The 14,511-nt window shown below is 69.0% G+C and carries 12 protein-coding genes; 8 read left to right on the top strand and 4 right to left on the bottom strand.

The features are described from left to right. Positions 1–463: 463 nt before the first annotated feature. From EL338_RS08675 to EL338_RS08665, 3 genes are read left to right on the top strand one after another with little or no spacing between them, the layout of a single operon-like run. On the top strand, positions 464–1,942 hold the full coding sequence (locus tag EL338_RS08675; RefSeq protein WP_179967178.1) for a DUF3375 domain-containing protein: 1,479 nt from the start codon (positions 464–466) through the stop codon (positions 1,940–1,942). After that, a complete protein-coding gene (locus EL338_RS08670; protein WP_126333396.1) occupies positions 1,939–2,655 on the top strand; it encodes a DUF4194 domain-containing protein in 717 nt (238 codons plus the stop codon). The genes EL338_RS08675 and EL338_RS08670 overlap by 4 nt, the downstream gene beginning before the upstream one ends. Continuing rightward, positions 2,648–6,016: an ATP-binding protein gene (locus EL338_RS08665; protein ID WP_126333395.1), complete on the top strand. Its 3,369-nt coding sequence runs from the start codon at positions 2,648–2,650 to the stop codon at positions 6,014–6,016. Before EL338_RS08670 ends, EL338_RS08665 begins: the two co-directional genes overlap by 8 nt. A 15-nt stretch (positions 6,017–6,031) precedes the next feature. Here EL338_RS08665 and EL338_RS08660 read toward each other — a convergent pair whose 3' ends face one another. The 4 genes from EL338_RS08660 to EL338_RS08645 form a co-directional block, all read right to left on the bottom strand. Continuing rightward, positions 6,032–6,334, bottom strand: a complete 303-nt coding sequence (locus tag EL338_RS08660; protein ID WP_126333394.1) for a hypothetical protein — start codon at positions 6,332–6,334, stop codon at positions 6,032–6,034. Between the two features lie 20 nt (positions 6,335–6,354). Next, positions 6,355–6,690, bottom strand: coding sequence for a hypothetical protein (locus tag EL338_RS08655; protein ID WP_126333393.1), 336 nt, complete (start codon positions 6,688–6,690; stop codon positions 6,355–6,357). Between the two features lie 172 nt (positions 6,691–6,862). Beyond that, the gene (locus EL338_RS08650) at positions 6,863–7,900 is read right to left on the bottom strand and encodes a patatin-like phospholipase family protein (protein ID WP_126333392.1); all 1,038 of its coding nucleotides are present in this window, start codon (positions 7,898–7,900) and stop codon (positions 6,863–6,865) included. Between the two features lie 10 nt (positions 7,901–7,910). Next, positions 7,911–8,594, bottom strand: a complete 684-nt coding sequence (locus EL338_RS08645; RefSeq protein ID WP_126333391.1) for a GntR family transcriptional regulator — start codon at positions 8,592–8,594, stop codon at positions 7,911–7,913. A 209-nt stretch (positions 8,595–8,803) separates the two neighbouring features. Between EL338_RS08645 and EL338_RS08640 the strand changes: the two genes are divergently transcribed. The 5 genes from EL338_RS08640 to EL338_RS08620 are packed head-to-tail and all read left to right on the top strand — an operon-like array spanning position 8,804 to position 14,466. Continuing rightward, positions 8,804–10,195 (top strand): phenylacetate--CoA ligase family protein, encoded by a 1,392-nt coding sequence (locus EL338_RS08640; RefSeq protein ID WP_179967177.1) that lies wholly within the window; start codon positions 8,804–8,806, stop codon positions 10,193–10,195. A 26-nt stretch (positions 10,196–10,221) separates the two neighbouring features. Beyond that, complete coding sequence (locus EL338_RS08635; protein ID WP_126333390.1) at positions 10,222–11,568, top strand: MFS transporter; 1,347 nt, start codon at positions 10,222–10,224, stop codon at positions 11,566–11,568. Continuing rightward, complete coding sequence (locus EL338_RS08630; RefSeq protein ID WP_126333389.1) at positions 11,565–12,725, top strand: acyl-CoA dehydrogenase family protein; 1,161 nt, start codon at positions 11,565–11,567, stop codon at positions 12,723–12,725. The genes EL338_RS08635 and EL338_RS08630 overlap by 4 nt, the downstream gene beginning before the upstream one ends. Beyond that, complete coding sequence (locus EL338_RS08625; RefSeq protein WP_126333388.1) at positions 12,722–13,738, top strand: phosphotransferase family protein; 1,017 nt, start codon at positions 12,722–12,724, stop codon at positions 13,736–13,738. Before EL338_RS08630 ends, EL338_RS08625 begins: the two co-directional genes overlap by 4 nt. Continuing rightward, the gene (locus EL338_RS08620) at positions 13,735–14,466 is read left to right on the top strand and encodes an SDR family NAD(P)-dependent oxidoreductase (protein WP_126333387.1); all 732 of its coding nucleotides are present in this window, start codon (positions 13,735–13,737) and stop codon (positions 14,464–14,466) included. Before EL338_RS08625 ends, EL338_RS08620 begins: the two co-directional genes overlap by 4 nt. Positions 14,467–14,511 lie beyond the last annotated feature (45 nt).

Here is a 14,511-nt window from a genome sequence, read left to right as displayed (position 1 = left end):
CACCGCGAGAGGACGCGCACATCGAGAAGCCCACCTTCGAGCGACAATGAGCGACACGCCTCGTCGGCCCGGGCGCAAAGTCGCTCAGGTGTCGCTGCGAGGTGGGCAATTCGGAATGCCCAGGGGCGCCGGATGCGGGCCCGGGCCGCCACCTTGGAGGAACGGCTGCGCTCCGGAGACCTGACGAGGCGCCGAGGGTGGACATGTTCACACCACGTCCTGCGGGTTCGGGTCAACAACCCAACTCTGGGCGCGGCAGCAGCAGCAGCGGCGGCGGCCCCGCCGGCCGCACCGACCCCCAGCCCCAGATCCCCAGTAACCAGAGTGACGCCAGCAACCCCCTGAGACCCCTGTGATCAGACACGCCCGACACGCGCCCCGCAGGCGGAGGCGGCAGCGGGGTGTCGTCGGCGCCGTCGCCTAAGTTGGACCCTCCGGAGACACGGCCAGGGAAAGGAGACGAGTGGACGCCACCGCTGAGCACGAAGCCACGCTGTCCGCTCCCGAGCTGCTCGCACAGCACCGCGACCTCCAGGGCTCCCCCACCGTCCGGCTGTTGGCCACGCAGAACCTGCACCTCTACGCCACGCTGATGGAACGCCACCTCGGCGGCGGGGTGGTCCCCGAGACCGAGCTGGTGGTCCTGCTCGAACGCGACCTCGACGACCTTGAGCGCCCCGACGGCCAGTCCGGCCTGGCGCTGATCAAGTCCTGGGCCAGCCAGGGCTGGCTGCACCGGGTCGCCGACACCCGCCCCGGCCACGAGCGCAACCTGTGCCACCTCACCCAGGAGGCCCGCCGCGCGCTGGACTTCCTGCGGGGCATGCGCCGCAAGGACACCATCGCCACCGGCGGCTCCATCACCGGCATCGCCTCCCGGCTCAAGCAGATCGCGCTGCGGGTGGGCAACGACACCGACCGCATCCGGGCCGGCATCGAAGCCGAGATCGCCGCGCTGCAAGAAGAATTGGACGCGCTGGAGCAGGGCCACGACCTGGACCGCCCTGCCCCGGACCTCACCGACTCCTACGACGAGGCGCACGCCATCGCGCTGCAGATGGAACGGTTGATCACCGACATCGGCCAGTACGGCACCATGATCGAGCAGGCCACCGCCGCCCTGGACGACCCGATCGACAGCAACGTGCAGTACCGCGACCGGCAGCGCCAGATGTACGCCGACTACCAGGCCGCCTGGGACTCCCAGGGCCGCGACAGCCACCGCGCCTTCCTGCGCATGATCAACGACCCCGATCAGCGTGCCGAGTTCGAGGCCGACGTCGCCGCGGTCGCCGACGGCCTGCCCGGCCTGGACCCGGCGCTGCGCAAGGTGATGGCCGGGTTCTTCGAACTGGTCGGCCACCAGATCGACGAGGTGGAGCGCATCCAGCAGCGCTGCGCGCAGCGGGTCAAGCGGTTCACGGCCTTCGGCATGCTCGAGCAGAGCCGCGGGGTGGCCCGCCAACTGGGCGACGCCATCGGCGCCTCGCGCAACCTGCTGAAGACCTCGCTGACGGACTCGCGCCTGGATCTCGAGCTGCCGCTGGCCCGCCACACCATCAGTTCCGTTGGCGCCCTGAGCTTCAGGATCGGCGACCTGTCCAATCCGAAACCCGCCGAGGTCGCCCAGGGCGAGGTCGACATCGCCAGCTTCGCCGCGCTCACTACCCAGGTCGACGCCCCGGCCATGTCGGAGATGATCAACACCGCGATCGTCGACGGCCCGCTGTCGCTGCCGGAGGCGGTCGACCGCCTCGACGCAGCCTACCTGGGCCACGTCATCGTGCTGTGGTCCTGGGCGCTGAAACAGCCCGGCGCCGAGACCACCAACGAATCGACCGTCGTGCGGTTCCAGTCCGTCGACGGCCACGACCGCCAGATGGAGGTCCCGCGCCTGATGTTCACCGAACCCATCTCCACCCTGTTGGGAGCCGCCCCGTGACCACCGGCGACACCGAACTGGACTACGCGGCGCTGGCCGCCCTGCCCGAGGTCGACCAGAGCACACGCGTCCCGCAGCAGCGCCGCCCCCGCTTCGACGGCGACGTCAGCGAACTGCCCGACCGGGCCTGCTGGGCGCTGCAACACCTGCTGACTCGCCGCTACATCAGCGCCGAGACCGACCGCGACCTCTACAGCTGGGTGCTGGAGTATCGCGCCGAACTCAGCGTGCGCCTGTCCGAGCTGGACCTGATGCTGCGGATCGCCGAGAACGTGGACGTGGCGTTCATCGAGCAGGCCCGCTACGAATCCGCCCGCGGCGTCAAGCTTTTGCGCCGCGAACCGCTGGGCACCTACGACTCCATCCTGGCGCTGCACCTGGCCCAGTTCATGCGGGCCTCCGGCGATCAGAACGTGGTGATCAGCCGCGACGAGATGCACGCGCTGTTCTCCGGGGTGCTCAACGAGGTCGACCGCGACGCGGTGACGTTCACCGCCCGCATCGACGCGGCCATCGCGCGACTGGCCGGCCTGGAGATCCTGCGCAAGAGCCGCGACGACGAGGACAGCTACACCGTCAGCCCCGTCATCACCGCGGTGATGACGGCCTCGGTGATCGCCGAGTTGCAGCAGCAGTTCGAGCTGCTGCTCTCCGGCGGCACCCCGGCCGCCCCGGACGACCCCGACGACCAGGAAGCCGGCATTGATGTCTGAGCAGTTCCACCTGTCCCGCCTGCAGGTCATCAACTGGGGCGTGTTCGACGGGTACCACGACATCCGTTTCAGCCCCGGCGGCGCGCTGATCGCCGGGGCCTCCGGCAGCGGCAAATCCTCGCTGCTGGACGCGATCTCGCTGGGCTTCCTGCCGTTCAACCGCCGCAACTTCAACGCCTCGGGCGACAACACCGCCGCCGGGTCCAGCGCCGGGCGCCGCACCGTCGACAAGTATGTGCGCGGCGCCTGGGGGCAGCGCAGCGACGGCGGCACCTCGAAGGTGATGTACCTGCGCGGCGACGGCACCGCCTGGTCGGCGGTCGCGGTCACCTACGCCAGCGACGGCGGCCGCACCGTCACCGGCCTGGTCCTCAAGTGGCTCACCGGTGAGTCCCGCACCGACTCCTCGAGCCGGTTCGTGCTGGCCGACGGCGACCGCGATATCGAGGAGGTCTGTAACCGCTGGGCGGCCGGCCGCTTCGACACCAGCGTGTTCAAGGACGATTGGCGCTTCTCCACCAAGGTCGAATCCCAGTACCTGGCCCAGCTGTACGCCACCATCGGCATCCGTAGCTCCGATGCCGCCCAGCAGCTGCTCGGCAAGGCCAAGTCGTTGAAAAGCGTTGGCGGGCTGGAGCAGTTCGTCCGCGACTTCATGCTGGATGAACCCGACAGCCTGGCCCGGCTGCCGGAGGCGCTCAAGCAGATCGACCCGCTGGTTGAGGCCCGCGAGTTGCTGGCCGTCGCGCAGCGCAAACGCAAGATCCTCGGCGACATCGAGAAGATCCAGGCCCGCTACGTCTCGGAATCCTCCGATTTGGGCATCATCGATCTGGTCGACGCCCCGATGGTGCGCGCCTACACCGACCACGTCCGGCTGGCGCAGTGCCCGGCCCAGATCGAGTCGCTGGACCGGACCATCGACCAGCTGGGCAACGAGTACGAGGACGTCACCCGCTCGCTGAATCTGGCCAAGGCCGAGGCAGATTCGCTCAACGCCCAGATCAGCGGTTCCAGCTCGAGCATCGGTCCGCTGCAGTCGCAGGTGGCCGCCGCCGAGGCCCAGGCCGAGGAGGTCTCTAGGCGCAGCGCCGCCTACGAATCCCTGCTCGCGGCCCAGGATCTCGAGGCCCCGGAGACCGCCGATGAGTTCTGGAACCTGCGCGAGGAGCTGACCAACCAGGCCACCGAGCTGATGGCCAAGCTCGACCGCGGCCGCGAGGCCTCCACCGACGCCGAGTACGCGCAGAAGGTGGCGCGGATGGCCCGCGACGACGCCGCCAAGGAGCTCAAACGCGTCGAGCAGGTGGGCTCGGCGCTGCCCGAATCGGCCATCACCATGCGCGATTTCATCTGCGCGGCCGTCGGGGTGGACGCCGCCGAACTGCCCTACATCGCCGAGCTGCTGGACCTGCGCCCGGAGCACAGCCGCTGGCGCGTCGCGGTAGAGAAGGTGCTGCGCGGGGTGGGCCTGCGGCTGCTGGTGCCCGACCGGCACTACGCCGCGGTCCTGCGCTTCGTCAACGAGACCAACATGCGCGGCCGGCTGCAGTTGCACCACGTGCGGGCCAGCCTGGTGGGGGCCACGCCGGTCGAGGCCGAGCCGAACACGTTGGCCGGCAAGCTGTTCCTCGTCGACCCGAATCATCCGTGCGCGGCCGAGGCCGCCGATGTCGTCGCGCATGCCGGCGATCACATCTGCGTCGACACCCCCGACGTGTTCAACCGGTTCCGCCGCGCGGTCACCGACACGGGCCTGTACAAGGACTCCGACCGATTGGCCGTCAAGGACGACCGCCGCCCGCTCAAGCAGGCCGACTACATCTACCAGGGCGACGTGGCCACCAAGATCGACGCGCTGACCGTCGACCTGGCCAACGCCGAGCAGGCCTATCAGGAGGCTCGCCGCGCCGCCGACGACATCGCCGCCCAACGCCAGCAGTGGCGCGACCGGGCCGCGGCCAGCCGGGCGATCTGCGAGCAGTTCCCGCAGTGGAACCACATCGACACCGAGACCGCCGACAAGCACGCCGACCGGCTGCGCGAGCAGTTCGAGATCCTGTTGGCCGACCACCCCGACATCGAGGCGCTCTCGGAGCGCGCCGAGGAATGCTGGTCGGAGATCCAGACCCTGATGACCCGCCGCGGCGCCATCCAGACCCGCCGCGACGACCTCGACCACCGCCGCACCCAGCTGCTGGAACTGTCCGAGCGGCTGTCCCCGCCGTTCGTATCCGAGCCGCTGACCGGGCTGCTGCACCGCTACGCCGCCGAGGTGCCGGTGCCGCTGGAGCTGCTGGGCCCCGAACCGCACCGGGAGGCGCTGTTCTCCGCGATCCGCCGGGAACGCGAGCAGCTGCGGGAGAGCCGTCGTCGCTCCTATGACGAATTGGCCCGCATCCTCAACACTTTCGACACCGCATTCCCCGATGCGATCCCCAACGACAGCGAGGTGTTCGACGAGCGGGTGCACGACTACGTCGCGCTGTGCCGCCACATCGACGAGCGCGAACTGCCCGAGGCCTACGAGCGGATGATGCGCCTGGTCACCGAGCAGGCCCCGGACGCGATCCTGACGCTGCACCGCGTCGCCGAGCAGGAGACCCGGCGGATCAGCGAGCAGATCGACCGGGTCAACACCGGCCTGGGTGCCGTCGAGTTCAACAGCGGCACCAAGCTGACGCTGCGCGCCACCCCGCGGCACCTGACCGCGGTCGCCGAGCTCACCGACATCGTGCGCGCCATCTCGCGGCGCATCGCCGAGGTGGGCCTGGGCGACAAGCAGGCCATCCTGGATCAGTACGCCGACATCCTGCGGCTGCGAAACCGGTTGGCGTCCACCGCGCCCGAGGACAAGGCCTGGACCCGCGACGCGCTGGATGTGCGCAACCGGTTCACCTTCGACTGCGCCGAGTGGGACGCCGACAGCGACGAGCTGATCCGCACGCACAGCAACGCCGGCGACAACTCCGGCGGTGAGCAGGAGAAGCTGATGGCGTTCTGCCTGGCCGGCGCGCTCAGCTTCAACCTGGCCAGCCCCGACGGCGGGGATAACCGGCCGGTGTTCGCGCAGCTGATGCTCGACGAGGCGTTCTCCAAGTCGGACCCGCAGTTCGCGCAGCAGGCGCTACAGGCGTTCCGCAAGTTCGGCTTCCAGCTGGTGATCGTGGCGACGGTGCAGAACGCGACCACGATTCAGCCCTACATCGATTCGGTGGTGATGGTGTCCAAGCGCGAGGCGTCGGGACGCAACGCGCGCCCGGTCGCGACGGTGGCCACCAAGACCATCTCGGACTTCACCGCGCTGCGCCACGAGATGACGGCCACCGCGAACGCCGAGCGGGTGCCGACCCCGGTCTGAGCCGGGCCGCGGCTGCTACTGCCAGTGCCACACTCCGCGCCGGGCCACCCAACGACCCGGGCGGGCCATCGGGTCCAGCGTCGCGATATCGGTGCCGCCGGACTCCAGGAACTGCCGGGCCCGTCCCAGCAACGCGCGTCGGTGCCCGTCGAGGCGGGACTCGAACCGGCCCACCCGGGCGACGATGTGGGCACACCGCGCCGAGAGTTGCTCGCTGGTCATGCCGAAGCGCGGCAGCGCCTCCTCCGGGTCGGGCCCACCGAACGGCGCCCAGCGCACCACGAACTCGACGATCTCCCAATCGATCCCGTCGATCACGGGCGCGACCGGCCGTTGTTTCAGCACAGGGCGGGGCCCGGGTACTTCAGGGTGCGGTTGACCTCGTCGCTGAGGAAGTAGGCGTCGGCGATGGTACGGGTGACAAACTCAAAGCTGGCCTCGTCCATCCCGTAGAGGACCCCCAACGGATCGCTTGGCGGCTCTGCGGGCAGGGTGCTCATGGCCTCGACGAACGGACGCAGCAGGTCGACTCGGGCGTTGAGGGTCCGGGGCAACAGCGTCTCGACCAGGCCGGCCAGGGTCGCCGCCGGCATGCCGAGGTAGTCGTCACGTGGAATCAGTGCGTCACATGCCCAGTCAAGTTGCGGCCGAATGGATTCCAGGGCGTTATGCACGGTCACCTCCTGTTCGCGGTCGACGTCGCCGGGGAGGTGGACATGACATGGCAGGCGATCGGGATCACCTCTCCGGGCGTGTGTGATGCGAACCACCGTAACTGATTGAGTTCGGAAGTCAACATTCTGAATTCAGTCAGGGCTGACGGCCGGCGCCCCAGCCCATCCACGGCTAATCCACGTAGTGCGCGCGGCGGAACCGCTCGAGATAGGCCGGCCAATCCCACGTCGCCAGGAACTCGGCGGCCGCCGCGTACCCCTTGTCGTAGAGCGCCTCGGCCTCGGCCCGGGTGATGTCGAAGTCCAGCACGCCGACGTCGGTCGAATCGACCTGGATGGCACGCGCTTTGACCCACGGCTGGCTCAGGTGCGTCTGATCGTGACCGGCCAGCATGGTGGTGATCAGGCTTTCCAGCAGCGACGGCTCGCCCCGGCACGGCAGCCGCAGCCCCGGGATCAGCTCCTCGAACGACGGTGCCGGCAGATACGGCACCACCGCCACCCCGAAGGTCGGCCACCGCGGCTCGCCCCCGTCGGGCCGGTCGAAGGAATCGATGGGAAAGTTCGACAGCACTCCCCCGTCGACCAGCGTCGACGGCTGGCCGGCCGCGTCGCGCAGGGTGACCGGCTGGAACAGGAACGGGATGGCCATCGAGGCGCGCACCGCGTCGGCGACCGACTGCTCGTCGGGGTCCAGGCCGTAGACCCGCTGGTAGTCCCACGGCAGCCGCACCAGCTGACCGGTGGTCAGGTCGGTCACCGTCACCACCAGGCGGTAGCGCCGCTCGGCGAGCAGGTGATCGTCATCGACGGCGAGATCCCCGAAGGTGACGACGCCGAGGTTCGCCAGCTCACCGCGAATCCATTCGTGCGCGAAATCGCCGCGGTAGATGCCGGTTTCGCGCAGTAGTCCCCACGCGGTGCCGAACAGCGGAATCCGCTCCAGCGGCCCGCTGTCCCGAAACTTGCTGTACGGCAGGCCGATCGCGAGTTCTCGCACGAGTTCGCTGCCCAGCACTCCGCGTTGGGCCGCGGCGGCCACGACCGCGCCGACCAGCGATCCCGCCGAGGTTCCGGACACCCGCTGCACGGCGTACCCGGCGTCGGTCAGCGCGCCGACGGCGCCGACGAGCCCGATGCCCTTGACCCCACCGCCGGACAGCACGAGATCCGCGCGCCGCGGGCCCGCGACGCCTCGCTTGCCGGCCATGGCCTACCCCCTACGACGCGAACAGGTTCTCCACGTTGTCCCCGCGCATGGCGCCCAGGATCAGTTCGCAGCCGTGGTCGGCGTGCTCCTTGGAGAGTTGATCGGCGAGGTCGGCGTCGCCGGCGACGATGGCGTCGTGGATCTTCTTGTGCTCGTTCCACACCCACTGCGGGGTCCCGCTGTGGCGCAGCACCTCACCCATCACGCGGCGCACGTTGTGGAACAGCACCGCGGTGGTTTCCAGCAGCAGGGTGTTGTCGGCGACCTTGAGCAGGTACTGGTGGAACTCCATGTCGGCGGTGATCATGTGGGCGAATGACCCCTCGGCCACCGCCTGCTGGCCGCGGGCGAGCACCTCGGCGATGTAGTCGATGTCGCGGTCGGTGCGCCGATCGGCCGCCCGTCGGGCCGCCAGGCCGTCGATCGCGGCGCGCATCTCGTAGAGGTCGACCACGAATTTCTCGTCGAGCGGCACCACCTCGAGGCCGCGCCGGTTGGCGGTCTCGCGCACCAGTCCGTGCGATTTCAGCAGCAGCAGGGCCTGTTGGATGGGCTGGCGGGAAATCTGGAACCGTTCGGCCAGCAATTCCTGGCGCAATGGCGCCCCACCAGCGAGTTCACCACTGCAGATCTCGTCGATGATCGCGTCGTAGACCTGCTCTACGCGCGACGGCGGAACTGGCAGTGCGGTCATCGATGGCCCCCTCGTCAGTCACGGCAGTCGGGCCACCAGCGTAACCCGCGCCACAGTCGTCGCACTCAATCTACCCGAATGTTGCATGTTGAATTCTGAATTCGGTCTCGCTAGTGTCGGCTGCATCACACCGCGTGGTGGACGTGCCAGCCGGCACAACACCCCGACTGAACTGCAAAGACACTGAACTGCAAGGACGAGGAGAGATCGTGGAGCAATGGGCCTTCCCCGCCAAGTACGACAACAGCTACTTCCCCGAAGCTGACAGCCCGTACTGGTTCCGCGAACGCGAAACCATGGATCCCGAGCTGCGCGCCGAGAAGGTGCTGGTCCGGCTGCGCGAGGTGATGCGCTACGCGTACGCCACCTCCGGCTTCTACCGGCGCAAGTGGGACGACGCCGGCATCAACCCCGAGGACATCACCTCCTGGGAGGCGTTCGAATCGGTCCCGGTGGTCACCAAGGCCGAGATGCGTCAGTCCCAGCTCGACCACCCCCCGTTCGGCGACTACCTGTGCGCCCCGGACTCGGAGATCCACCACATCCACGGCACCTCCGGCACCACCGGCACGCCCACCGCGTTCGCGGTCAGCCGCCACGACTGGGACACCATCGCCAACAACCACGCCCGCATCATGTGGGGCATGGGCCTGCGCCCCGGCGACACGGTGTTCATCGCCGCGGTGTTCAGCCTCTACCTCGGCTCCTGGGGTGCGCTCTCCGGCGCGGAACGACTGCACTGCAAGGCATTCCCGTTCGGCGCCGGCGCCCCGGGCATGACCGCCCGCGCGGTGCGGTGGCTGCGGGCCAGCAAGCCCAAGGGCTTCTACGCCACCCCCTCGTACGCGTTGCGGCTGGCCGAGGTGGCCCAGGCCGAGGGTGTCGATCCGCGCGAGTTCGAGATCGGCGTCATGTTCTTCTCCGGTGAGCCCGGCGCGTCGATCCCGTCGGTGCGCAACGCGATCGCCGAGGCCTATGGCGCCCGCGTGGTCGACTGCGGGACCATGGCAGAGATGACGCCCTTCATGAGCGCATCGGCCACCGCCGGCACCCCGGAGGGAATGCTGCTGTACCAGGACATCGTGCACCACGAGATCTGCGACCCCACCACCTATCGGCCGGTGCCGTACGGCGGCGAGGGAACTCCGGTCTACACCCACCTGGAACGCACCTCGCAGCCGATGATCCGCCTGGCGTCCAACGACCTGAGCAGCTGGGTCTACGAGGAAAACCCCTGCGGGCGAACCTATCCCCGACTCCCCCGCGGCGTGTACGGCCGGATCGACGACATGATCCACATCCGCGGCGAGAACGTCTACCCCACCGAGATCGAGAACGTGTTGCGCGGCCTGGAGCACTACGGCGGCGAGCACCGGATCATCGTCACCCGCACCGGATCGATGGACGAATTGCACGTCGACGCCGAATGCGTGCACACCGCCAACGATCCCACCGCACTCGAGTTGTTCAAGAAGACCGCCGCCACCGAACTGCAGTCCATGCTGGGCCTGCGGGTCTCGGTCGACACGGTTCCGCAGCACACCTTTGACCGCACCGACCACAAGGCCCGACGCGTCGACGATCGTCGCGCCCTCGTCTGACCGTCCCCACCCGACAGGACCCCCCGATGACAACTCCGTCCGCCCCAACGCATCTCCCCGACAGCGCGGAGGTGAATGCCGTCTACCGCAAGGTGTCGTGGCGGCTGATCCCGTTCCTGTTCATCTGCTACACCGCCGCCTACCTCGACCGCGTCAACGTCGGGTTCGCCAAGCTGCAGATGCTGGACGAATTGAAGTTCAGCGACGCCGTCTACGGCCTCGGCGCCGGCATGTTCTTCGTCGGCTACATCATCTTCGAGGTGCCCAGCAACGTCATCCTGCAGAAGGTCGGCGCCAAGGTCTGGATCGCCCGCATCATGTTCACCTGGGCGATCATCTCCGCCGCCATGGCGCTGGTGACCACCCCGATGATGTTCTACGTCCTGCGGTTCCTGCTCGGCGTCGCCGAGGCGGGCTTCATCCCGGGCATCCTGTTCTACCTGACGAAGTGGTACCCGGCGGCCCGGCGCGGACGGGTGTTCGCCCTGTTCCTGGCGGCCATCCCCGTGGCGTCGATCTTCGGCGGCCCGCTGTCGGGCTGGATCCTGCAGACCTTCCACGGCTCCGGCGGACTGTCGGGCTGGCAGTGGATGTTCATCATCGAAGCCATCCCGTCGCTGCTGCTGACCTTCGCGGTACTCAAGTGGCTGGACAACTCCCACAAGGTGGCCAAGTGGCTGACCGACCGCGAGAAGTTCGTCATCGAGCACAGCCTGGCCCAGGACGTTCCGACGAAGGACCACGCGCACAGTTTCGCCGCCGCGATGAAGAGCAGGAAGGTGTGGCTGCTGTCGGTCATCTACTTCACCATCGCGATGGGCATCTACGTCAACAGCTTCTGGCTGCCGACCATCATCCAGCGCTCCGGCGTCAGCAGCGCGCTGACCATCGGGCTGCTGACCGCGGTGCCCTACACCGTGGCGGTGATCGCGATGATCGTCAACAGCTCGCACGCCGACCGGACCGGAGAACGTCGCTGGCACACCATCGTTCCGTGTCTGGCCACCGCCACCGGACTGGTGCTCACCGGCATCTTCGCCGGCAGCCCGGTGATGGCGCTGGTCGGGCTGATCATCGCCGCCGCGGGCGCCTCCACCGCCCAGGCCGCGTTCTTCAGCCTGCCGGCCGCCTTCATGTCCGGAGTGGCCGCCGCCGCGGGCATCGCGCTGATCAACTCGGTGGGCAACATCGCCGGCCTGGTCAGCACGTCGGTGGTCGGCTGGATGAGCAACGTCACCGGCAGCACCACGTCCAGCCTGTACGCCATCGCCGCACTGATGGTGGTGGGTGCCCTGCTGATCCTGACCATCCCCGCAAAGGTGGTCAACGACAAGGGCCTGGCCAGTACCGAAGAGAAGAAAGTGGTCGCATGAGCGCCGAATTGGCAACCCGTACCCGCGAATTCATCCGTGAGACGATCCTGCCCATCGAGGACGCCAACTACGGCGACATCGAGGCGGCCGGTGGCGACGAGATCCGGGTCAAGATGCAGCAGGCCGCCCGCGACGCCGGGGTGTTCGCCCCGCACGTCGGGGTCGAGTACGGCGGCCACGGGCTGAACATGGCCGAGCGCGCGCCGGTGTTCGAGGAGGCCGGCTACTCGGTGTTCGGGCCGACCGCCCTGAACATCGCCGCGCCCGACGAGGGCAACATGCACCTGTTGGCCCACCTGGCCGACGCCGAGCAGAAGGAGCGCTTCCTGGCGCCACTGGCCCGCGGCGAGGTGCGCTCGGCCTTCGCGATGACCGAACCCGCCCCCGGCGCCGGGTCCGACCCGTCGGCGCTGACCACCCGCGCCGAGAAGACCTCGGGCGGCTGGAAGATCAACGGCCGCAAGTGGTTCATCACCGGCGCTGACGGCGCAGGCTACTTCATCATCATGGCGCGCACCTCGGGCGAACCCGGCCAGCAGGGCGGGGCGACGATGTTCCTCGCCGACGCCGACACCCCGGGTATCACCGTGGGCCGGCACATCCCGACCACCGACCGCTCGATGGTCGGTGGGCACTGCGAGGTCACCTTCGAGAACGTCGTGGTCTCCGATGCCGCGGTGCTCGGCGAGGTCGACCGCGGCTTCGCCGGCGCGCAGATCCGGCTGGGACCGGCGCGGATGACCCACGTCATGCGCTGGCTCGGTGCGGCCCGGCGCGCCCACGACGTCGCGGTGTCGCACGCCGCCCGGCGCGAGGGCTTCGGTTCGCGCATCGGCGATCTGGGCCTGACCCAGAAGATGATTGCCGACAACGTCATCGACATCGCCGCCACCCGCGCGCTGCTCATGGAGGCCTGCCGCGAACTCGACGAGGGTGGCCGGGCGTCGAACTCGACGTCGATCGCCAAGACGTTCGGCGCCGAGGCCGTGGGTCGGATTGTCGACCGGTCCATCCAGATCTGCGGCGGCCTGGGGGTTTCCAGCGATCTGCCGCTGGCCCGGTTGGCGGCCGAGGTGCGGCCGTTCCGGATCTACGACGGCCCCTCCGAGGTGCACCGCTGGGCGATCGCAAAGCGGGCCGTGGCAGCCGCGACATGAGTGCCCTGGATTTGGTTGCGCTACAGGGGTTCCTGCAGCTCAGCGGCGTAAAGGTCGACGGGGAGCTGACGGCCGAACTGATCTCCGGTGGCCGCTCCAACCTCACCTACGCGGTGCGCGATTCCGCGACCCATTGGGTGCTGCGACGCCCGCCGACCGCCGGGCTGACCCCGTCGGCCCACGACGTGGCCCGCGAGTACCGCGTCGCCGACGGGCTGCAGGGCACCGGGGTCCCGGTCGCCGAGACGGTGGTCCTGTGCGAGGACGAGTCGGTGCTCGGTGCGCCGTTCTCGCTGGTGCGCCACGTCGACGGGGTGGTCATCCGGTCCCAGGAGCAGCTCGACGCCCACCCTTCCGGTGCCATCGAGGCGTGCCTCGATTCGCTGGTGGACGTGATCGTCGATCTGCACGCCGTCGACTATCAGGCCTGCGGCCTCGGTGATTTTGGCCGGCCCGACGGGTTCCTGGAACGCCAGATCAAGCTGTGGGCCCGGCAGTGGCGGCACATGGAACTGGCCGCCGGCGACGACATCCGTGCGCTGCACGGCTGGCTCACCGATAACACTCCGGCGCAACGCTATTCGTCGATCGTGCACGGCGACTACCGGATCGACAACGTCATCGTCGACGCGGAGAACATCGGCCGCATCGCCGCCGTCGTCGACTGGGAGCTGTCCACCCTGGGTGACCCGCTCACCGACGTCGCGCTGATGTGCGCCTACCGCAATCCGGCGATGGACCTGGTGCTGGGTTTCCCCGCCGCCTGGACCAGCCCCCGGCTGGCCGACGGCGAGCAGATCGCGCAGCGCTACGCCGAGCGCAGTGGCCGCGACCTCTCGGACTGGAACTTCTACCTGGCCCTGGCGTACTTCAAGCTGGCGGTCATCGCCGCCGGCATCGACTACCGGTATCGCGCCGGCGCCGGCGAGGGCGCCGGGTTCGACACCGCCGGGCATTCGGTCGCACCGTTCATCGCGGCCGGCCTGAGCGCCACACAAGGAGTGACGGTATGAACACCGCGCTGATCACCGGGGCCTCCCGCGGTATCGGCCTGGGCATCGCGCGCATGCTCGCCGAACAGGGCTACGGCCTGACGATCACCGCGCGCGGGCAGGAGCGACTGGACGCCGTGACCGCCGAACTGCGCGACCTCGGTGCCGACGACGTCGTCACAGTGGCCGCCGACCTCGCCGACGAGGACGCGCCCGCCGCCATCGCCGCCGCGCACGCCGCGCGGTTCGACCGGCTCGACGCACTGATCCTCAACGCCGGGGTCGGCAGCGCCGGCAACATCGCCGAGTTCCCAATGAAGCGCTACGACAAGACCTTTGCCGTCGACGTCCGGGCGCCGTTCATGCTGCTGCAGCAGTGCCTGCCACTGCTGCGCACCACCGCGGCCGACAGCCCGCGGGGCGCGCGGGTGATCGCGCTCGGATCGATCACCGGGGTGTACGCCGAGCCGGGGTTGGCCGCCTACGGGGCCGCCAAGGCAGCGATGAACTCGCTGATCGAGACGCTCAACGTCGAGGAATCCGGCGCCGGTATCAGCGGCACCGCGATCGCGCCGGCGTTCGTCGACACCGACATGTCGGCCTGGACCCGCGAATCGGTCCCACAGGAGTCGATGGTCGGAGTGCAGGACATCGTGGAGATCGCGGCCATGGCGCTGCGGCTGTCGCGTCAGGCGGTCATCCCGAAGATCGTCGTCGGCCGCGCCGGGACCGACGGGTACCGGGCGTAGTTCCGACACAGTTTCGCTGCCGCCGAGACGGCAGTTTCATCCGCC

Origin of the sequence: Mycolicibacterium chitae, assembly GCF_900637205.1 — a bacterium.
Classification (GTDB): Bacteria; Actinomycetota; Actinomycetes; order Mycobacteriales; family Mycobacteriaceae; genus Mycobacterium; species Mycobacterium chitae.
This window is presented reverse-complemented; position numbering and strand designations above follow the sequence as displayed.